22 protein-coding genes and 1 pseudogene are annotated in these 18,986 nt (G+C 41.1%); 8 read left to right on the top strand and 15 right to left on the bottom strand.

Annotation, left to right across the window (positions count from 1 at the left end; all coding sequences use genetic code 11):
* Positions 1-12: 12 nt before the first annotated feature.
* The 5 genes and pseudogenes from HMPREF9124_RS02010 to HMPREF9124_RS01990 form a co-directional block, all read right to left on the bottom strand.
* Positions 13-654 carry a TetR/AcrR family transcriptional regulator gene (locus tag HMPREF9124_RS02010; protein WP_009427767.1) on the bottom strand — a complete coding sequence of 214 codons (642 nt, stop codon included), beginning with the start codon at positions 652-654 and terminating at the stop codon, positions 13-15.
* A gap of 368 nt (positions 655-1,022) precedes the next feature.
* Positions 1,023-1,368: pseudogene (locus HMPREF9124_RS02005) on the bottom strand (type IV secretory system conjugative DNA transfer family protein); the annotation flags it as partial.
* Positions 1,340-2,338, bottom strand: a complete 999-nt coding sequence (locus tag HMPREF9124_RS02000; RefSeq protein WP_009428112.1) for a permease — start codon at positions 2,336-2,338, stop codon at positions 1,340-1,342. The pseudogene HMPREF9124_RS02005 and the gene HMPREF9124_RS02000, both read right to left, overlap by 29 nt.
* A 30-nt stretch (positions 2,339-2,368) precedes the next feature.
* Positions 2,369-3,091, bottom strand: coding sequence for a hypothetical protein (locus tag HMPREF9124_RS01995; protein WP_009429551.1), 723 nt, complete (start codon positions 3,089-3,091; stop codon positions 2,369-2,371).
* Between the two features lie 93 nt (positions 3,092-3,184).
* Positions 3,185-4,147: a helix-turn-helix domain-containing protein gene (locus tag HMPREF9124_RS01990; RefSeq protein ID WP_009427846.1), complete on the bottom strand. Its 963-nt coding sequence runs from the start codon at positions 4,145-4,147 to the stop codon at positions 3,185-3,187.
* A gap of 184 nt (positions 4,148-4,331) precedes the next feature.
* On the opposite strand from HMPREF9124_RS01990, the gene HMPREF9124_RS01985 reads away from it, so the two are divergent.
* Genes HMPREF9124_RS01985 through HMPREF9124_RS01965 form a run of 5 tightly spaced genes read left to right on the top strand, consistent with a single transcriptional unit; the run spans position 4,332 to position 10,651 of the window.
* Positions 4,332-4,943: an MptD family putative ECF transporter S component gene (locus HMPREF9124_RS01985; protein ID WP_009428509.1), complete on the top strand. Its 612-nt coding sequence runs from the start codon at positions 4,332-4,334 to the stop codon at positions 4,941-4,943.
* Complete coding sequence (locus HMPREF9124_RS01980) at positions 4,940-5,668, top strand: energy-coupling factor transporter transmembrane component T (protein WP_009429189.1); 729 nt, start codon at positions 4,940-4,942, stop codon at positions 5,666-5,668. Before HMPREF9124_RS01985 ends, HMPREF9124_RS01980 begins: the two co-directional genes overlap by 4 nt.
* 3 nt (positions 5,669-5,671) lie before the next feature.
* Positions 5,672-7,195 carry an ABC transporter ATP-binding protein gene (locus HMPREF9124_RS01975; protein WP_009428385.1) on the top strand — a complete coding sequence of 508 codons (1,524 nt, stop codon included), beginning with the start codon at positions 5,672-5,674 and terminating at the stop codon, positions 7,193-7,195.
* Positions 7,188-8,945 carry an ABC transporter ATP-binding protein gene (locus tag HMPREF9124_RS01970; protein ID WP_009428717.1) on the top strand — a complete coding sequence of 586 codons (1,758 nt, stop codon included), beginning with the start codon at positions 7,188-7,190 and terminating at the stop codon, positions 8,943-8,945. The genes HMPREF9124_RS01975 and HMPREF9124_RS01970 overlap by 8 nt, the downstream gene beginning before the upstream one ends.
* Positions 8,942-10,651 (top strand): ABC transporter ATP-binding protein, encoded by a 1,710-nt coding sequence (locus tag HMPREF9124_RS01965; protein ID WP_009428185.1) that lies wholly within the window; start codon positions 8,942-8,944, stop codon positions 10,649-10,651. The genes HMPREF9124_RS01970 and HMPREF9124_RS01965 overlap by 4 nt, the downstream gene beginning before the upstream one ends.
* Before the next feature lie 112 nt (positions 10,652-10,763).
* On the opposite strand, the gene HMPREF9124_RS01960 is transcribed toward HMPREF9124_RS01965, so the two are convergent.
* Both HMPREF9124_RS01960 and HMPREF9124_RS01955 read right to left on the bottom strand, forming a co-directional pair.
* Entirely contained in the window at positions 10,764-11,996 is a 1,233-nt protein-coding gene (locus HMPREF9124_RS01960) for an ATP-binding protein (RefSeq protein ID WP_009429682.1), read from the bottom strand.
* 197 nt (positions 11,997-12,193) lie between these two features.
* Positions 12,194-12,709: a nitroreductase family protein gene (locus HMPREF9124_RS01955; RefSeq protein WP_009429009.1), complete on the bottom strand. Its 516-nt coding sequence runs from the start codon at positions 12,707-12,709 to the stop codon at positions 12,194-12,196.
* 230 nt (positions 12,710-12,939) lie between these two features.
* Between HMPREF9124_RS01955 and HMPREF9124_RS01950 the strand changes: the two genes are divergently transcribed.
* Positions 12,940-13,299: a winged helix-turn-helix transcriptional regulator gene (locus HMPREF9124_RS01950; protein ID WP_083816322.1), complete on the top strand. Its 360-nt coding sequence runs from the start codon at positions 12,940-12,942 to the stop codon at positions 13,297-13,299.
* Between the two features lie 74 nt (positions 13,300-13,373).
* Here HMPREF9124_RS01950 and HMPREF9124_RS01945 read toward each other — a convergent pair whose 3' ends face one another.
* From HMPREF9124_RS01945 to HMPREF9124_RS01910, 8 genes are all read right to left on the bottom strand, one after another.
* Complete coding sequence (locus tag HMPREF9124_RS01945; protein ID WP_009427711.1) at positions 13,374-14,276, bottom strand: nucleotidyl transferase AbiEii/AbiGii toxin family protein; 903 nt, start codon at positions 14,274-14,276, stop codon at positions 13,374-13,376.
* On the bottom strand, positions 14,269-14,874 hold the full coding sequence (locus HMPREF9124_RS01940; RefSeq protein ID WP_009427962.1) for a type IV toxin-antitoxin system AbiEi family antitoxin domain-containing protein: 606 nt from the start codon (positions 14,872-14,874) through the stop codon (positions 14,269-14,271). The genes HMPREF9124_RS01945 and HMPREF9124_RS01940 overlap by 8 nt, the downstream gene beginning before the upstream one ends.
* Before the next feature lie 253 nt (positions 14,875-15,127).
* Positions 15,128-15,343, bottom strand: coding sequence for a hypothetical protein (locus tag HMPREF9124_RS01935; protein ID WP_009429962.1), 216 nt, complete (start codon positions 15,341-15,343; stop codon positions 15,128-15,130).
* Positions 15,340-15,822: a DUF3990 domain-containing protein gene (locus HMPREF9124_RS01930; RefSeq protein ID WP_009429055.1), complete on the bottom strand. Its 483-nt coding sequence runs from the start codon at positions 15,820-15,822 to the stop codon at positions 15,340-15,342. The genes HMPREF9124_RS01935 and HMPREF9124_RS01930 overlap by 4 nt, the downstream gene beginning before the upstream one ends.
* Positions 15,819-16,034 carry a DUF3791 domain-containing protein gene (locus tag HMPREF9124_RS01925; RefSeq protein ID WP_009428270.1) on the bottom strand — a complete coding sequence of 72 codons (216 nt, stop codon included), beginning with the start codon at positions 16,032-16,034 and terminating at the stop codon, positions 15,819-15,821. The genes HMPREF9124_RS01930 and HMPREF9124_RS01925 overlap by 4 nt, the downstream gene beginning before the upstream one ends.
* A gap of 339 nt (positions 16,035-16,373) precedes the next feature.
* Complete coding sequence (locus HMPREF9124_RS01920) at positions 16,374-16,919, bottom strand: DUF1697 domain-containing protein (RefSeq protein WP_009429870.1); 546 nt, start codon at positions 16,917-16,919, stop codon at positions 16,374-16,376.
* A 16-nt stretch (positions 16,920-16,935) separates the two neighbouring features.
* Entirely contained in the window at positions 16,936-17,319 is a 384-nt protein-coding gene (locus tag HMPREF9124_RS01915; RefSeq protein ID WP_009428115.1) for a hypothetical protein, read from the bottom strand.
* 110 nt (positions 17,320-17,429) lie between these two features.
* Entirely contained in the window at positions 17,430-17,762 is a 333-nt protein-coding gene (locus HMPREF9124_RS01910) for a DUF5301 domain-containing protein (protein WP_009427978.1), read from the bottom strand.
* 553 nt (positions 17,763-18,315) lie between these two features.
* Here HMPREF9124_RS01910 and HMPREF9124_RS01905 point away from each other — a divergent pair.
* Positions 18,316-18,666 (top strand): type II toxin-antitoxin system RelE/ParE family toxin, encoded by a 351-nt coding sequence (locus HMPREF9124_RS01905; protein ID WP_009427814.1) that lies wholly within the window; start codon positions 18,316-18,318, stop codon positions 18,664-18,666.
* A complete protein-coding gene (locus tag HMPREF9124_RS01900; RefSeq protein ID WP_009429845.1) occupies positions 18,659-18,985 on the top strand; it encodes a helix-turn-helix domain-containing protein in 327 nt (108 codons plus the stop codon). Before HMPREF9124_RS01905 ends, HMPREF9124_RS01900 begins: the two co-directional genes overlap by 8 nt.
* Position 18,986 lies beyond the last annotated feature (1 nt).

The following is an 18,986-nucleotide window of genomic DNA, read 5'->3' as shown; positions in this document are numbered from 1 at the left end:
CTTTGAAAAAATTTATTTGTTGTTTTTCTTCATTAAGCCTTGCCAACCATAATATTGAAAAACAACAATGCTTCTAATATATTCGCCAACATTATCATGCGGTATATCATGAAGAACGCATTCGCATAGAGATGTAATATAGCCTTTTGTAATGACATGTACTTCAAACTCTTTAATTTCTGTGTTAATTTGCTCCTGTTTAGCATTGAAATGAATAAGCTTCCTATTTTTAGCTGTATATCTTTCAGTTATATCCTCAATAAAGTTTTCTACTTGCGACCCTTTGCTACACGCAAAAATCAACTTAAAATTATCAAAATGTGCATACATATAATCAACAAATAGCATTGTTTCTAAAAATAAATTTTCTATAATCACTTCATCATCAACTAAATCAGAGTCTATCCTAATAGTTTTTTGTTCGCTCCTTTTTTCAACATCAGAAACAACATCTAATGTGTAATTATATTCCTCTTCAATTAGAGCAAAAAATAATGCTTCCTTATTTTTGAAATGACGATAAATAGCTCCTGTAGTTACTTTTGCTAATTTAGCAATTTCAGCTACCTGTGCATTTTCGAATCCTTTGCTTAAAAATTCCCCTTTAGCACATTCTAAAATTCTATTTTTTGTTATATCAGAGCAATAAGACATATAACTCTCCCCTCCCATTTTTTATTTTGATAATCTTATTATTTTAGATAATTAAATTATCACTTTTCCAGTTTTTAGTCAATATATCACCAATCCTATAAATAATTATCTAAATCTTTTACCGGTATACCCACTCTTTTCAGAACCTTGATTTTCTCCTGTTTTTTCTCCTCTCTCCTCGCCTTATATCTTTCCTCATATTCTTTTTTCTTGCCGTTTTCTTTACGCTTTAGGTAGTTTTGATGAAGCCTGTATTTTCTCTCCCGTTCTTTTTCTTCCTCCTTTCACTCAAATTCTTCAATAAAAAAGAATTAAGCAAAACATCTTTCACTCAAATAGTGATGAAGTGTTCTTCTTAATTCTATAACTCCAGCAGCAAGTTTATATTTTCGGTATTGCTTCACTGCAAAGTGTGTAGGATCTTTCTTTTCCAATGCTTCAAAGAGTCTGTCTATCGGATTCATGTATGTTTCGTCATCTTCCCTTACTTCCGAAGCATCGACCATATCAAGGAGCGTTGCAAAGTTCTTTTCCTCTCTTGGTGCTTCGTAGAAGATATATCCGATAAGGGCTGTATAGTATAGCTTTTCGGCTTTTACCCAAAAATCTTCACCTGCTTTTTCTCCCTCGCCCTTGGTGTTTGCAATGATGGTTTGCACTAATTTTAGTATGTCTTTTTTCACTTCTAAGGTAAGCGAACGGATTGTAATGCATTAAAAATATATCCGATAAGAATAATGCCGAGGATGCATATTCCTATAAAAGCCCCCAAGAGCTTCGGCTTAATGACCTTCCTAAGCATAATCATAGAGGGAAGAGAAAGAGTAGTAACCCCCATCATAAAGGCCAGCACCGTTCCCAGCTCCGCCCCCTTTAAAAGAAGAGATTCCGCAATCGGTATCGTTCCAAAAATATCCGCATACATGGGGATTCCCACCAGAGTCGCAAGAATCACGCCGGCAGGATTTCCTTTCCCAAGTAAAGAAATAATCCAGTTCTCCGGAATCCAGTTGTGAATCAAAGAACCGATACCTACCCCTAAAAGGATATAGGGGAAAACCTTTCGAAAAGTCGTTTTCACCTGCTCGGCAGCATAAGAAAGACGCTCTTTCCGGGATAAGGTAGGGAGCGCCTGCTCCACGGGTTTCAGCTGCAAAAGAATGGGTTCTATCTCATTTTCCAAGGACAAATGCTCTATCACTAAGCCGCCCAGAACCGCCAGCATGAGTCCCAATATCACATAGACAGAGGCAATCCTTAGACCGAAAATACCGGTGAGTAATACAAGGCTTCCCAAATCCACCATGGGAGAAGATATCAAAAAGGAAAAGGATACTCCAAGAGGAATGCCGGCCGCCGTAAAACCCATAAAAATCGGAATGGAGGAGCAAGAACAAAAAGGAGTAATCGTTCCCAAAAGAGCCGCTATGATATTGGCATAGACACCGTGAAAACGCCCCATAATCCGCTTTGTCCTTTCCGGCGGAAAGAAGCTCTGTACATAGGAAATGGCAAATATCAAGACGCAAAGATACACCGTGATTTTCACACAATCATAGAGAAAGAAATGGAGACTTCCTCCGATGCGACTTTCCGTAGCAATCCCTATGTGTTCCAAAGCATCCCGAAACAGTCGGCTTAGCCAGTCCATTCTCAAAATTTCCCCTTGTATAAACTGTATCATACTGCTTTTTGCACCTCCTTTTCCCCTATACTATACATCACTTTTGGTGTCTTCCTGCAGATTTTCCTTTCCTTCTTCCAAAAGTTCCTCCAAATACTCAAAATCTTCTTGCAATTGCTTTTCCGGATACATCCTTCTCGCTTCCTGAATCCGTTCTGCCACTCCCTCCTTTTTTCCATAGCAGCATAGATCCATAAACAAATCCAGGATGGTAAAGTTCTTTTTATAGAACACATTTTCTTTGTATTTTCCAAAAAGAGCTTCACTATCTTGATAAAGAGCCTCCGCTTCCTCGTAGTCCTTTAAATAAAAATAGTTCAGGCATAGATTCAACCTTCTCACCATCTCTACAGAAGGCATTTTCTTTACCCTCGGCTCCAATTCCTTCAGAATTTCCACTGCCGTAGCATATTCTTTTTTCCCTGTTAACGCCGCAGTACGATTCAGCTCCGCAATAGCCCTAAGATGCTTGGATTTTACCTTATCTCGAATCGCTGTTATCTTGTCCAAATATTCATCATACTTTGCTTCACCGAGTAAGGGCATTAGGGCGTTCATTTTCCTTCCATAAAATAAATTATAGGACAGGTTTATGATAGCGCTGATGATGATTAATGCTATCGACAAATAAATGTAAATTCGCATGGTTTCTTCTTCACTAAGTTGAAACCGTAGCTTAATAAAAAGAAGAATAAGCCCGAATAAGATGCCCAGAGCGATACATATTTTTATGCTTTTACTGATTTTTTTCATATATCTCCTCGTTTAGCCGGTTTAGGTAATCTGAAAACATAACGTTTGCAAGCTTTAGGATAGCAAAAATTGTATAAATAGAAAATATTGTCCTTATTTCCTACGTGCCATTTTACGATATTCCGACGGAAAGAGTCCTGTATTGTTTTTAAAGTTTGCCGCAAATCTTCCGGCATTGGAATACCCGACAGCTGAAGCTACCTGGTCAACTGTAAGGTCTGTGGAGCTCAAAAGCATTTCCGCATGGCTCATACGTCGCTCTTGGATGTACTCCGAAATGGTGCGTTGATAGACATGCTTAAAAGAGGTCTTCAACTTTGTTGTACCCATACAGGCGATTCGCGCAAGCGTATCCAGCGGAAGCGCCGAGTTAAAATGGTCATGGATATAGGAGGTAACGTTACACAAGGCATCCCTGTCCTGCTTGGATATTTTTGCAGATAAAATATTCTGACTATGCTTTCCGTGTTCATAAACAAGCGAAACCGCTTCAGCGACCTTGGCTTCATAGAATAACTTTGCCGGTATGCCTTCTCCATTATACTCCCAAACTTGACGTAAAAGTCGGGACATCTCCGGGAAGTCGAGCGTCTGCCCGATGCGACGGAACGCCTCATTGGGAGGAAGGTAGTCATCCGGATAGCTTTCTCTCAGATATTTTTCATAATATGCGGGAAATACCTCAATTCCCACGGAACGAATCGGAATATTCTTGTGCATAATGGATTGATAAAGCGCATGCCCTCCATGAAAGGTTTTTACACATCCCGCAGTTAAACGGCGGTAAGGGGTCAACTCCTCCCCGGACACGGAATCATAGTAAGTAATGCTCAAACACTCCGGCGTAGTAAGAGAAATAAAGTGATCCTCAAAAAAATAGAAATCATGGATTTTAATATCAAACAAATCCTTTTCTCCGTAGACCCAGTAATATCCACAAGCCAGCTCCTTTGGCGCGAGATACAATTTTCCGGCAGGGCTAAAGTTCTGTGTAGATTCACATTCAACAAAACCGCTGCGGGTAAGCCATTCTCTGTAAAATTCGTTGACTTCCATAGAATCCCCTCAAAATCATACATATCGGACATCATTTCGTACAGTTCAGGCAAACAATGCTCGACTGTATTGTTTCGCTTCTCCTGATTTTTTATACTGTTTTTGCGATTAGCGACATCTAACAATGTATTACCACAGCATCTCTTTCATTTCAATATGTATGGTTAAAGGGAAGGCATCTCTTATGACAAGCAAAAGAAAGATCAAGAAACAGAACCTTACAATCAAGGACCTCATTACGGTCGGCATTTTTTCTGCCATCATTTTTGTATGTATCTCCTTGAGCGGAGGCCCCTTTGCCATGTTCCCGGCTTTGACCTTTTATTTTCCGGTGGGCGCATCGCTTCTTGCCGGACCGGTATATCTTTTACTGATTGCAAAAGTGCCAAAAACCGGGCCAATCTTTATCGCAGGACTCTTGATGGCAATTTTCTGCTATGCGACCGGCATGCATATCGGCATGACCATCGGATATCTGGTCGGAAGCGCAGCAGCGGATCTTCTGGCATGGACCGCACGATATAAAAGTATAAGAATCAACATTCTATCCTATATTGTTTTCTGTCTCGGCGGAACCGGTTCTTATATTGCCTATTTCTTAAATCCCAAGGTCTGGGTAAGTCGGATGTTGGAGAAAGGCACACCTAAAGAGTATCTAGACACAATGACATCCGCAGTCAACCACCGGGTTTTCCTGACCATGCTGGCAGGCACGGTTTTCGTCGCTCTTCTCAGCGGCCTTGTTGGCAGCAAACTGTTAAAGAAACACTTTGCAAAAGCGGGAATCACGGCATGAATCGGAGTGCATATACAGGAAACCGATTCGGCCTGCAATTTGATCCCCGCACAAAAATCGTTCTGCTGATTCTATGCGTGATTTCAGCGACGATTGCCTCTTCTCTCCTGTATGAGAGCGCGCTTGTTTTTGCGATTACCGTATTCGGCTGTGCAAGCGGGAAAGTACGCAGATCGCTTTTCTGCATGGCATTTTATGGCGCTTTCTATATCTTAACGCTATGGATTCGATCGCTTGAAAAAGGGGTACTTTACACCGTGTTCACCTCCTGGCTCGGCTTATTTTATACGGTCTACCCCTGTGCTTTCCTTTCGAGCATTATTCTTTCCACAACGAAGGTGAACGAGTTCCTGACTGCGATGAACAAAGCACATATACCGAAGAAAGTGCTTATTCCGCTCGCGGTCATGCTTCGCTATATTCCCACAGTTCGTGAAGACTGGGGGTATATCAAAGACGCTATGCGGCTTAGAGATGTAACGCCATCCTTATTCGGATTGCTTAAAAACCCGGCCATGACGGTGGAATGCCTTTATGTTCCTTTATTGATGACGGCTTCCAATACAGCGGAAGAACTCTCTTGTGCCGCAGTAACACGCGGGATAGAAAATCCAAAGCCCCGTACCTGCCTTCTTGCGATACAGTTCCGGGGGAGGGACCTCGTTGCCATAGTTCTTGCAGTACTCATCCTTATTTTGGGTTTTATCCGGGAAAGGATGGTGTAGCCTATGATTACGTTTCAGCATGTATCTTTTTCGTATGACTCGCACGGGGAGCAGGAAGCCGGACAGAGAACGGAGGATTTGCAGGACATCCATTTGACGGTGCATGACGGAGAATGCGTCCTTCTCACCGGAAAAAGCGGATGCGGAAAGACCACGATAACACGCCTCGTAAATGGACTTGTTCCGCATTTTTATCCCGGGAAGCTTCGTGGGGAAGTTCTGCTTGACGGGCGAAACGTATCGGAAATGCCCCTGTATGAAACGGCATCTCTTGTCGGCTCGGTATTTCAGAATCCCAGGACGCAGTTTTTTAATGTAGACACAGACAGTGAGATTGCTTTCGGTTTGGAAAACCGGGCATTCCCAAGAGAACGGATTGTAGAAAAAGTGGAGACCGCAGCAAAAGACCTGAAAATTGAAAATCTGCGCGGAAGAAATATTTTCTCCCTTTCAGGGGGAGAAAAGCAGCAGATTGCTTTTGCCTCCGTATATGCCATGAATCCCTCTGTGTACCTCTTGGATGAACCGTCCTCCAATCTGGATATGGAATCGGTCGCTTCTTTACGTTCTCATCTTAAAATGCTGAAGTCTCAGGGAAAGACCATTTTAATAGTCGAGCACAGGCTATATTATCTCATGGATATCGCTGACCGGATTATTGTTCTGAATGAGGGGAGAATAAAAAAGGATTGCTCAGCGAAAGAGTTCCTGACCCTTTCAGACGAAGAACGCCGAAGTATGGGTCTTCGAACGACGGACTTACGAAAAGAGCTACCCTTAATCACCGCAGAGAAAGCGCAAGAAACAAGGCTGGAGCTGAAGAAGGTTTCTCTTTTCTACAAGAAAAAAAACGTGCTGGAAAATATCAACGAAAAGTTTTCACAAGGTGAGGTCATTGCCCTTGTCGGGAAAAACGGCGCAGGAAAAACAACATTTTCACGGGCTCTTTGCGGATTACATGAAGAAATAAAAGGGGAGTTTCTCCGGGATGGTAGAATCCTCTCAAAAAAGACGCGGCAAAAAATCTCCTATATGGTCATGCAGGATGTGAATTATGAGCTTTTTGCAGAAAGCGTAAAGGCCGAATGCTCCTTTGGAATAAAGAACCCGGATGCCGATTTAGTCGCAGAAACGATGGCTGCGCTGGAACTGACCCCATTTAGCGAACGGCATCCCGGTACCCTTTCCGGCGGACAAAAGCAAAGACTGGCCGTCGCTGTGGGACAGATCTGTAAAAAAGAGTTGATTGTCTTTGACGAACCTACCAGCGGGCTCGATTATGAAAGCATGGAAAGGGTTGCGAAAATTGTCCGTAAGCTCTCCGAACAGGGGAAAATCCTATTTGTTGTGACGCATGATTATGAATTTTTTTGCAGAACTTGTAGCCGTATGCTTGTTTTTTCCGATGGGAAAATACACTACGATTTACAATGCCGTGCAAAGAATAAGGAAGAAATAAGGCAGTTGTTCTTTTCCGCCTTGGAGGAAAAGAAGAGTGGAAATAAGGGAGGGAATTGCTTTGCATAAGAACCGGGAAAAGCCGATAAAATTACTTCTTACATGGGCAGGCAGCGACAAATGGTACTTATTTGCCTCCGTTTTCTGTGCCTTCTTGAGCGGACTGTTTGTAATCGGACCGTATGTCGGTATTTATCACCTGATGGACGCCGTCCTCCTCGGAACGCTGACAAGGAACGGATTGACGGACTGTATTGTTCTCGTAAGTGTCACGACTGTTTTCCGCATGGTTCTCTTGGGGCTGTCCGGCGTGCTCTCGCATAAAGGGGCGTACAATGCGCTGTTTCGCGTGCGCTGCATGATTATAGAAAAGCTCGCGAAAGTGCCGCTCGGATACGTTAGCGAACGGAGCACAGGCGAAATCAAAACGGTCTTGAATGAGAACATTGAGAAGCTGGAGTTATGTCTTGCCCATAACATTCCGGAGCTTGTCAGTTATCTCACCGGTCCTGTCGTGATTTTTATGTACCTCATGACCGTGAACATCCCGCTGGCACTGATTTCCCTGATTCCTCTCTTTTTGGATATCCCGGTAATGATGGCGGTGTTTCAAAAAATGTCTGCCCTATTACCGGAGACCAACGCTTCTCTCGCCGACTTCAATTCCGTCATGGTCGAATATGTCCGCGGTATGCGTCTCATTAAAGCATACCGAATGGGCAGCAAATCCTTTAAGAAGTTCAGAGAAGCCATTCTCGACGAAAACAGAGCATGGAATAAAATCGCGAAAAAGACTGCTCCCCTATATGCCGTGTTTATCCTGCTTCTGGAGTCCGGACTTTTACTCCTTGTTCCTCTTGGCGGGAGACTTTTCCTGCATGGTTCTATCCCGGCAAGTGTATTTCTCCTCTTTTCCTACATCGGATCCTTGTATTTAACGGAACTGCTTCCGCTTCAACAGCTTTCCGGGAATTTTGCACAGGCATTTAGCGGCATGAGCAAAGTCAAAGAAATACTGGCGCTTCCTACCTTTGAAGGGGGAGACGATTTCCCCGAAAGCCATGATATCAGGTTAAAAAACGTACGTTTTTCCTATGACGGGAAAATAAACGTGCTGGAAAATGCCAACCTGTCCATCCGGGATGGCGAGACGATTGCCGTTGTGGGCGCATCCGGAGCAGGGAAAAGTACAGTTGCCGCACTGATTGCCCGTTTCCATGATGTGGACGAGGGAGAGGTTTTGATCGGAGGGAAAAATGTTAAAAGCATTCGCTATGAAACGCTCCTTCAGCATATCTCTCTTGTCTTTCAGAAGACTTTTCTGACCCGTGACTCTGTCTTTGATAATATCCGTATGGGGAGGCACGCATCTCTTACGGAGGTGCGGGAAGCTGCAAGAAAAGCACAGATTGATGATTTCATTATGTCCCTTCCGGATGGATATGATACAAAGGTCGGAAGTTATGGTTCCCGCTTTTCGGGTGGAGAAAAACAACGAATCGCCATCGCTAGGGCCATTTTAAAAAATGCACCGATCCTGATTTTAGATGAAGCGACAAGTGCCGCGGATCCGGAAAATCAGATGGAGATTGACAAGGCGATTAAGAACCTCTGCGAAGGAAAAACCGTCATTATAATTGCCCATCGGCTTAGTGTTGTCGGTATGTGTGACAGGGTTCTGGTAGTAGAAAATCACACGATTTCCGACATAGGAACCCATGATGAACTGCTTTTACGAAACAGAACCTATCGGAAAAGTTGGGAAAGCTATGAAGCGGCAAGAAATATCCGCTATGGGAAAGGAGGAGACGTAAGATGAGAGACAAAGATCTTTTCCATAAGAATCCCCGGTTTTACCTCGGTCTGCTATTGACTGTTCTGGAAGGACTGCTGTCAGGAAGCAACTACATTGTCCTTTATGCGGTACTGAAAATGCTGTACGACGGGTCTGCCGATATAAGGAGCATCACCCGTATATCCTGCCTCGTCGGCGTAATCTTTCTGATACGGCTTGCTATTTACAGCACCGGCTATACACAGAGCCAAATCGGGGGTGCCGAAGTTTCTAAAAATATCCGTCTCGGTCTCGGCGATAAGCTGAGGAGAGTTCCGCTATCCTCTTTTACGGAGAAACAGGAAGGACAATATATCCATATCATGACGGCAGATGTAAACAGTTATGAGCAGATTCTGACGCACAAACTTGCCTCCCTTGTAAAAAACGGGGTTCTGTCCGTAATCGTACTTGCTTTGATCTGTGTTCTCTATTTTCCGGCCGCAATCCTCCTGCTGTTTTCTCTTCTACTTCTCATTCCGGAAATGGGTCTGTCGTTTCGAATTGTGGAAAAGTACGGCAAGGAGAAGAATTCCGTTACGGCGGAAGCTGTAGGACAAATCGTCGAGTACATTGACGGAATCCGGACCTTCCGTTCCTATGGAATGGGCGGTGTAAAAAACAGAAATACAACAGATGTCCTACGGAAATTCAGCACCGTCAGTTATCAATATGAGGCACACGGAATACCTGTTAATTTCGCTTTTAACATTGTCAATTGGCTGACTGTTCCGATTGTTATGTGGATTGGATTCATCCCTTGGCAGTCCGGGAAGATTCCCGCAATCACTTTCCTCTTTCTTTGCATGATGCCAATGGTTTTCGCTCGTCTAATCGCTGCGATTTCGGTCGATCTGTTCAGTTACAGGAATCTTCTGCTATCCAAGGCAAATATTCAAAACGTGTTGGCGGAAAAGGAAGAAGCGAAAAGCCAAGCTGTTTTTTCTCCCAAAGAGCACGACATCTCCTTTCACGATGTATCCTTTTCTTATGTGCAGGGAGAAGTGGTTCTAAAAGAAATGCGCTTCTCCATCCCGGATTGCAAGCTAACCGCAATCGTGGGAGACTCCGGCTCGGGCAAATCAACAATTCTGAATCTGATTGCGAAGTATTATGAGCCGGAAAGCGGAGAAATTGCCATCGGAGGACAATCTATCCGAAATATCAATGCGGAAGATGTGCTGGATAGCATCTCCATGGTGGATCAGGACACCTTCCTGTTTAATGATACAGTTCGGGAAAATATACGCCATGCAAAGCCTTCCGCTACCGATGAAGAAATTGAAACCGCCTGCCAAAAAGCGAACTGTGACCCGTTCATCCGCAAAATGGAAAAAGACTATGATACTCCCGTCGGGGAAAATGGAAATCTACTTTCCGGCGGTGAACGGCAGCGGCTTTCTATTGCCCGGGCCATTTTGAAAAACAGTCCGATTCTGCTTCTTGATGAGGCAACCGCCTCTTTGGACATTGAGAATGAATTCGCTGTAAAACAGGCAATTGTAAGTCTTCTGCAAGAAAACAAGACCGTTGTAATGATTGCGCACACCTTGTCTATTATAAAAAACGCGGATCAGATTCTCGTGCTGTCCGGTGGAAAAGTGGTGGAGTCCGGAACCCATGAAAAACTTTTGGCATTGGGCGGTAAATATACTGCCATGTGGAACGCCGAACAATCGATTACGGCGTAGAGGGGAGCACACTGAATTTACTCTTCCGGCGTCTACTTTAGGGAACTTTTATGTATTTCTTATTCGTAAAAAGTTCCCTAAAGTAGAAGAGACACTTGTAATAATCTCTACACTAGACATAAGCAATCGGCAACGCCAATAAATTCTCTCTGAGATAGGTCTTTTTATCAATAAGGCATAGGATGATTCCCATACCTCTTTTTCTATCCGGAATCTTATCCAGTACTTGATTTGTAGCTCCCATGGAAGCCTTAGGATTGCCCGACATTTTTATTTCCACCGGATACAAGATTCCATCCTCTTCAATGATTAAGTCGATTTCATTTTCACCGAAAGTATTCTTATCCTTTCCTCTATAGTAGAAGATATTAAAACGGTAGTCTTTCCCTGCATTAGAATAGGATTTTAAAATTTCCGACACCACAAAAGTTTCAAAGATGTTTCCGGCAACTGCTGAATTTTTCAAAGCATCCGCAGTTAACCATCTGGTCAAATAACAAGCAAGGCCCGTATCCCGAAAATAAAGCTTCGGCGTTTTGATTGCTCTGTTTAAAGCACCTGCACTGTAAGCCTGTAAAAGAAAGACGATTCCCGTTCTTTCCAGAATAGAAATCCAGTTTTTTATAGTCGGTTCACTTACGCCAACATCTCCCGCAATGTTTTTATAATTCAGCATCTCCCCCGTTCTTGCCGCAACCGCCGTCAGGAATTTTGTAAATGTAATACTATCCGCAGCAATCAGTTCATGGATATCTCTTTCCAAATAAGTGGCAACATAGGAGGAATAAAATTCCTGCCAGTCCCTCTCTATATCATAAAGCTCCGGATAAGAACCTCGATGAATGATTTCCCAAATATTGTCATAGTCTTTCAATTCCTTCTCCCGCTCTTTGATATACTCTTCTTTGGGAACAAAAGGACGGTTGAAACGGATTTGATGAAGCTCCCGCAAGGATAAACCGGATAACTCATAGACCGATACTCTCCCTGCCAAAGATTCGCTTACTCCCTTCATCAATTCCAGTTTTTGAGAACCGGAAAGGATAAATTGTCCTCTTTCATCAGAATCATCCACCTTTAATTTAATCTCTTCCAAAATGGAGGATTCCTTCTGTACTTCATCAATAAACAAAGGACAGGGGTTGTTCAAAAAGAAAAGCTTAGGTTCCTCTTTGGCCTGCACTCTGGTTAAGCGATCATCAAAATTGCTTCGGTTAAATTCAGGGAATTCCCGCTTTACCAGTGTGGATTTTCCCACCTGTCTTGCCCCTACAATCAATGTACATTTGCTGTTTTTTACCCTGCTTTTTAAAATATCCGAAATAGCTCTTTGAATATATGCCATGCCTATCCTCCGACTAATCTAAAGTTTGACTTAATTATAGTCGCCATCACAGTAAAAGTAAAGCGACAAATCTAAAGTATCATTTTAGATTTGTCGCCACATAAAGTCTTGTTTTGTTTAAGATATTTTCAGATTATTTTCCGGATGTCTAAAAATCACTCCATTTTCATACAAAAGCCTTCTGCCGGAGTTCTTCTCTATAGTATCTTCACCATTTCTTCAATCGGTCTATACTTCTCGTGCATCGGTGCCGGCTTTGCGTCATCCGCCGCATAGCCTACAGGCATCAGACATACCAGCTTTACAGACTTTGGCAAATGAAACACTTCTGCCGTCTCGGTATTAGGGAACCCATCCACCCATACAGAACCAAGTCCCAGCTCTGCCGCCTCAAGCATCATATGAGATGCCACAATAGAGGCATCCTGCTGACCGGAAAGAATTCCCTCTTCCATTTCATTCCGATATTGCTCGGACTCCTCATAGCCAATCATCAGAATCGTTGGCGCATTGTACGCACATCTGGTAAGAGAACGAAGCTTTTCAATTCCTTCCGTACTTTGCACAACATAAATTCTGGCAGACTGCTTGTTTCTGGCACTGGGTGCGATATGCGCCGCCTCTAAAATCTTATCCAGCTTATCTTTTTCTATCTGCCTCTCGCTATAATTACGAACAGAGTAACGACTCTTTGCCAGTGTTATAAAATCCATGATTTTTCCCTCTTTTCTTCCTACTATATTTTGTTCTGTTCTATGCGTTCATCTCTGTTGGATATCATTTTTTCTTACCAACTTGATTATGTCATCCTAAACAGTTAGTATATTTTCAGCAAGAACGCACTTTTTAGTGATATACTCACTTTTCAGTAATATACTTACTTTTGGGAAACCACAATACAGTCTTGATTTTATTGACTTTTTCTGTGAATTTCCGGAAGAATTTGGAGCAAAAAAATGACAAAAAAATTTCAAATTCAGAAAAATTGTTTCATTGTCCTGTAGAGGCAACGCTCTCTCAGATCGGCGGAAAATACAAAATGATTATCCTCTGCCATCTCATCCACGATGGAACCTTGCGATATCATGAGCTACAAAAATATATTCCTCAAGCCACCGCCAAAATGTTGACACAGCAGCTTAAGGAATTAGAACATGACGGAATAATCCATAGGAAAGTCTACCCTGTGGTTCCGCCCAAAACCGAATATTCCCTTACGGAAAGAGGAAAAACCCTTACAGACATTATCCATTCCATGCGGGACTGGGGACGCAAGTATATGGCCGGAAGCTTTGAAGAATAAAACGGCTATATTCAACCACCTTATACATTGCGCTAAAGAAAAGGGTAAACACCCATTTTCCTATTCCCGAAAAGTCAGTTTGAATTCCACTTTCCGTTGGAAGCAGTCCAAGTTTCAACAAATTCTTTATTCTCTACGGCTGCATTGTATGGCTCTGACAAGAATTTTCTTATCGTTTTCAGCACCGTAATAAAATCATCGGTCTTTGTATCAATCTTTCGACAGAAGGCTTTCCACTTTTTCTGCATAGTGTCGTCTCTACCGAAGGTCATAATCTGCTCGAACTGCTCCACAGTAAAGTGATGCTCACGATTTTTAAAGGTCTTATTCAGTGCTTTCGTCAGCGTTGCGCCATCGAAATCAAACTTATTTGCGAGGTAATAAAGATCATAATAGTCCTTCATCCGGCTGGAGAATTCCATCAGAGAAAGGATAGCGTCAAGTTTTTCAGCAATCGTGGTTTCCAAAGAATATGTGTTGACCATTGGGGCGTTAAAATCGTCAAGTTGCGTCGGTATCTTTCTCTTTTCCTGCTTCGGAACGATTACATCACCGACACCGAAGTCTATACTAAAAGGAGTTTTCGTATTCTTGATCTTCGCCACAAGGGAAGCACCGATTCCGGCATATTTCTTTGCCACCGCAATGGGAGCCACATTCTTGATTTCAAAGGTAATGAAATCGTTGCCGGTGTCTGTCACTATGATTTCTTCCAATATGGCCTTGAGTTGTTCCGGTGTGTTTGGTATCCTCCTGAGCAAGAAATCAACATCAACGGTAACGCGGCTATCAAATTCCGTGAGGGAATAGATGAACAGACCACCTTTTAATACAAGGTTTTCTGCATATTTGGACTTTTCCAGTCTGCGCAGAAACTCCTCCTGACAGAAGAGTTGCAGGCAGAGCTGATAGCTTCTACCGCTTTCAGCTGCTTTATTTTTGAGTCGTGCGAGCACAGATGTGGAAATATCAGCCATTCAGCAACACCTCCATTAATTCTGTCACTTTTTTATACACATGCAAGCTCTTTGCGTATATCGAAAGATTCTGCAGATTTTTTCCCGGATCATTTGCATATGCATTGAGTGCTTTGTTAAAAGTCTCCGTATCAAGCCTTGCGCGATATTTGAAGCAGTCACAGAGCGTTCGTTCACGGTCATATACTGCCAGCATTACTCCGTTAAAAGTATCATATATTTTGCCAAGCTCATAAATGTCCTGCTGAACATAATATACTTGCAAGCGAAGAATGTTGTCTCCGAGCTTTGTTCGTGACATAGAGCGAGGAACGGCAATCGACCATCTACGAGGAGTAAAATCACAGTATCCGTAATGAAAGAGTGCCGATTCAACACAGACAATTCCCTTTGGAAAAAGTTTGGCAAGCATCTGCTCTTCTGAAACGGTATCATGGTTGGCAAGACTGTAATACCCATGACGAACACGTTCAAGAAAGCCCACATTGCACAAAGATACTACTTGAATAGCGGAAATACCGGCAGCGACAAAATCAACCGATTTGGCTATTCCGCCTTGTTGAATGATTATATTTTTAACTTGATTTTGAATATCCATCAATATACCTGCTTCGCAAAATATCAAACACACAATATTCTTCTATGTATCTGATTTTTATTATACTCATAATCTCAAAATAATCAAAAAATACGCACATATTTAGATTCTGTGTGCGCATTTTTTAAATTCCTTCTTTACTAAAACCCCTATCATCAAAGCAACCGTAATATATCCAATAATCGCCGAAAGAGCTGCTTCCACACCAAAATTACCGCCTGCAAATAGCTTATTTGTGGACTGTAAATGAAATTTATACCTTCTCCATTTCCATAAAAAGCGCAGTTAAAGCCCTATAATCCAGATACTGCACTCCTTCCTTTCCCTCCTGAATCATGCCTGCCAGCCTACTCTTATAATAACAGTCCATCGCCTCTTCTAAAGATAAATGCAACTCTTTTGCAATATTTTGTATCAATCTTTCTTCAAGACTTTCTTGATAAAACTGCTCTAAAGCTTCCTCTGTCATGGTGTTAACTCCTCTGCTAAAACAAATTCTAAAAGTTCATCAATTGATCTTTGAGAAATAAAAGCAATCTGGTCATAATTGGGATAAACACGAATTTCCTTTATCGCTCTTTCTTTATCCCATATCCCTTGATGATACATATCAACCACTCGAAAAACTTTATCATTTGCAACTTTTCCAATAATAATGTCAAATTGCAAATAATCCTTTTTCCCCTCACGACAATTACACACAAAATCAATCCAAGAGTTCAAATCCTCGCCGAAATCTTTCACATTAAAATCTGTTTTATCCAAACTAAGCTCATAGCTATTAATAATCGGACTTCCTGTCACTAAGTCCGCTCTACGTTTTGCCCACTTCTCTGCCTGTTCTTTTACCGTAGTCACATAAAATCCGGAACCAAAATCCAAATTCCGAAGGCTATGTTTTACGTCAGGATTTTCTACACGCTGATTTGAACCATGAAATACTATCATACTATCACCTCTTTTTGTGCAAGATATTCTTCAATATCTTGCACAACAAAATCAGTACTCTGTGTATGTAAAATATCATAATTCGGAACCAGGTAATGATTAAGACAGCCACTCTGTTTTAAAGCAATATATACCTTTGCAGCTGTCTTACTCCAGCGATTTGCACAAGCATGAATCATATAAATAACAAAAGAAAAGATTTCCGGACTCAAAATACCCTCCTTAAATTAACTGACAAAATAAAGTAATAAAGCATAGAATCTATAGGAATAATACTACCTAATATACATTCTCTAATAATATTTTGAATATTTCGTTTTTTTGTCAACTCATTATTCTTGATACTTCCACAGCATCTTTTTAGAGCCTTTTTTAGGGAACTTTTCTATGCTAATCAGTAGTAGGAAGTTCCCTAAAGTTCAATGCGTTTTCAAAAAACATTCTCCGGCGTATAAATTTTACTTAATTATCGTTTTCCCACTAGGATTCCCGAATATCTTAACCCGGTACAACATTTTCAAGCTTTCCGGAAAGTCTCGTTCTTATTATTTTTATTCTGAGCTCCTCAAAATTTCAGCAATCTTATCAAAGGTATTTCCGTTTCGAATCGTAATTTGCTTGTAGAAATCCTGCTTCATGAGTTTTTTATGGTAGGTGGTTTTTAGATATTCCGCCTCATCCATTTTCCCCCAAAATACTGCCTGTTTCCCGACATATACTTTCTCATTGTAAAATGTAGAGTTCTCTATAAAGTGGAGAATTCCGGATTTATCCATACCACAGGAATAAAACAAAACATCTCTTCTTGCCAGCTCCTCTTCCCACCAAGCCGGTAATGCCGCCTGTTCTTCCAAATACTCCTCTTTCGTAAGTAAAGCAAAGGGAATTGAAAAATCGTAGTTTGTTTCTAAGACTTTTCTTATCTTTAAGATACAAGCCTCACGACTTTCCGCACTACTGAAAAACAGATTGCCGCTGTTGATATAGGAATCAAGATTTTCAAAACCTGCATTATCCAATAAGGCTTTTAAATCCGTCATAGAAACTTTATTTTTCCCACCCACATTGACAGCTCGAAGGAAAAGGATATAACGCAAGGAACTACCTCCTTAATTAGTGTTTCTTCTTCCACAATGAACCCAGCAAGATACCGATTGCAGAGATTATCACTCCGGCTACAATCATTCCGAAGTCCGGGGCATTCAGCTTATTGGAAGCAATATTGTTTGCCATTTTAAATGTTCCATATTCGGCCAGCATATACATTAGGCCAAAGAAAAGAGTAAATCCCCATTTTCCTTTTCCAAAAAAGTCATTTTTCCCAATCAGCACGGACTCAACAAATGTTGTTACCGGAAGGATAATCCAAAGGTACATCAAGCTGTAGCCCATAGCATCACTTCCGCTTGTAAAAAACCAAAACACAATCATGGCAAGTGCCCAAATCAATAGATAAGAAAGTATGATAATGATTTTATTTCTAATATCATGCTCCATGCTACTGCACCTCCCTGGCATTTTTATTTTAGGGAAAATGCCCCCTGTCGTCCAGCAAATGGCTTTTACATCACTTATAACGTGTGTCAAAATCCTTTTACATTGTCCCTTTATTGCTTTAATTTACCGCTAATCTCTTTAAATACTTCTTTTTTGATCTTCCAAATCCCTGAATAGGGTTGTTCAGCATAGGTCTTATTTCTATTTTCATATAGATAAACGACCTCCCAGTTCCTTTCCGTATTGTTATAATAAAAGCTAACAGCCAGAAATTTTTTAATGTTTGCAGGGTGTTCATTATAACTTTTCCCTCCTGTATCTTTAGTATTTTCTTTGATGTCATTCACAATTTTAGCTATTTCATCCTGTTCCGTAATTTTTACAGTATTTCCGGAAGGATTTTCCGTGATTTCAATTTCCGTTATGTCCTTTGCTTCCGGCAAGCTGATTTCCTTCTTCGCTCCGCAAGCTGTTAAGGCAAAAATAAAATAAAAGCTAAAGCGATTCCCATATACTTTTTCATGTTTTTCCTCCTTACTACCAACTTGAATGGTTAGCTTTCATTAAACTATATTTTGCCTTCTTTGTCCCTTGAAGTAAAAAATAATTAAATAAATTGTATCAAATTTCTGCAAAAATCTCTTTGACTCGATTCGTTTTGTGCTATACTTTAGGCATATTATTTATATCTCGTGAAAAGAACTATAAGCTGAAAGCATTCTCTCCAATCTTTAAAACAGAAAAAGCAATCCAGTAAAATTCTAAAACATAATTCCACTCAAGCACTTTATTTATTTCCCATGTATTCTATACACTTATTTATCTTCTATAGCTTTTCTATGACTATCGTTACATATTCCCAATATTCTGTATCTATTAATACATTATCAAAATACTACTCCTCATTTTTGATTCAATTTTTTATTTTTCATTAAAGCAATTCAATAATCATTGACACCCTATTTAATAGGGTATATTATATCAGGAGACAATACTATGACAAGGACATTTATTCAAACCAATGAGTTTTCCAAAAACTGGGATAGCTTGGATTTTGATGATGAAGACCTACGCTTATTGGAACTTAGCATTCTAGAAGATCCGGAAAAATATCCTATCATGAAAGGAACCGGCGGACTTCGAAAAGCCAGAATTTCTTTGGATAGAAAAGGAAAAAGCGGAGGAGCTAGAGTTTGCTTCGTGGATTTTATTTTCGTAGAGACGATATATCTGATTACCGTATATGGAAAGAAGGAAAAAGACAATCTTTCTAAAGCAGAACGAAATCTAATCAAAAAAATGATTGATACGCTAAAAAAGACCTTATGGGAGGTAAATAATGAGTAGAAAACCCGTATTCGACAGCATTTTATCCGGGCTGAATGAAGCACTGGAAGACGCAAAAAAAGAGACTCCTGCGTTAAAAAGACATCGGATCACCGTAATTCCGCTTAAAGTATACGAAGCGAATGATATAAAAAAAATCAGAACCTCAACCGGTTTATCTCAAAAATACTTTGCAAGTTATATGGGTGTTTCCATTAAAACTGTAGAGGCATGGGAAGCCGGCATCAACCAGCCTTCCGGTTCATCCAGCCGGCTTCTTCACATGATGGAACTGGATAATGAACTCATAGAAAAATACCCTTTTGTTTCCAAGGCATAAT

The organism is Oribacterium sp. oral taxon 108 str. F0425 (assembly GCF_000214455.1).
GTDB classification, from domain to species: Bacteria; Bacillota; Clostridia; order Lachnospirales; family Lachnospiraceae; genus Oribacterium; species Oribacterium asaccharolyticum.
The sequence above is the reverse complement of the archived record's forward strand: the minus strand, read 5'-3'. Positions and strand labels throughout refer to the sequence as shown.

Excerpts from the sequence above, each read along its gene's own strand:
- HMPREF9124_RS01935 (WP_009429962.1), bottom strand. The coding sequence starts at position 15,343 with ATGACAGAGGAAGCTTTAGAGCAGTTTTATCAAGAAAGTCTTGAAGAA.
- HMPREF9124_RS01945 (WP_009427711.1), bottom strand. The coding sequence starts at position 14,276 with ATGGCTGATATTTCCACATCTGTGCTCGCACGACTCAAAAATAAAGCA.
- HMPREF9124_RS01995 (WP_009429551.1), bottom strand. The coding sequence starts at position 3,091 with ATGAAAAAAATCAGTAAAAGCATAAAAATATGTATCGCTCTGGGCATC.
- HMPREF9124_RS01975 (WP_009428385.1), top strand. The coding sequence starts at position 5,672 with ATGATTACGTTTCAGCATGTATCTTTTTCGTATGACTCGCACGGGGAG.
- HMPREF9124_RS01905 (WP_009427814.1), top strand. The coding sequence starts at position 18,316 with ATGACAAGGACATTTATTCAAACCAATGAGTTTTCCAAAAACTGGGAT.
- HMPREF9124_RS01990 (WP_009427846.1), bottom strand. The coding sequence starts at position 4,147 with ATGGAAGTCAACGAATTTTACAGAGAATGGCTTACCCGCAGCGGTTTT.
- HMPREF9124_RS01915 (WP_009428115.1), bottom strand. The coding sequence starts at position 17,319 with ATGGAGCATGATATTAGAAATAAAATCATTATCATACTTTCTTATCTA.
- HMPREF9124_RS01980 (WP_009429189.1), top strand. The coding sequence starts at position 4,940 with ATGAATCGGAGTGCATATACAGGAAACCGATTCGGCCTGCAATTTGAT.
- HMPREF9124_RS01955 (WP_009429009.1), bottom strand. The coding sequence starts at position 12,709 with ATGGATTTTATAACACTGGCAAAGAGTCGTTACTCTGTTCGTAATTAT.
- HMPREF9124_RS01930 (WP_009429055.1), bottom strand. The coding sequence starts at position 15,822 with ATGATAGTATTTCATGGTTCAAATCAGCGTGTAGAAAATCCTGACGTA.
- HMPREF9124_RS01985 (WP_009428509.1), top strand. The coding sequence starts at position 4,332 with ATGACAAGCAAAAGAAAGATCAAGAAACAGAACCTTACAATCAAGGAC.
- HMPREF9124_RS02010 (WP_009427767.1), bottom strand. The coding sequence starts at position 654 with ATGTCTTATTGCTCTGATATAACAAAAAATAGAATTTTAGAATGTGCT.
- HMPREF9124_RS01960 (WP_009429682.1), bottom strand. The coding sequence starts at position 11,996 with ATGGCATATATTCAAAGAGCTATTTCGGATATTTTAAAAAGCAGGGTA.
- HMPREF9124_RS01900 (WP_009429845.1), top strand. The coding sequence starts at position 18,659 with ATGAGTAGAAAACCCGTATTCGACAGCATTTTATCCGGGCTGAATGAA.
- HMPREF9124_RS02000 (WP_009428112.1), bottom strand. The coding sequence starts at position 2,338 with ATGATACAGTTTATACAAGGGGAAATTTTGAGAATGGACTGGCTAAGC.
- HMPREF9124_RS01965 (WP_009428185.1), top strand. The coding sequence starts at position 8,942 with ATGAGAGACAAAGATCTTTTCCATAAGAATCCCCGGTTTTACCTCGGT.
- HMPREF9124_RS01940 (WP_009427962.1), bottom strand. The coding sequence starts at position 14,874 with ATGGATATTCAAAATCAAGTTAAAAATATAATCATTCAACAAGGCGGA.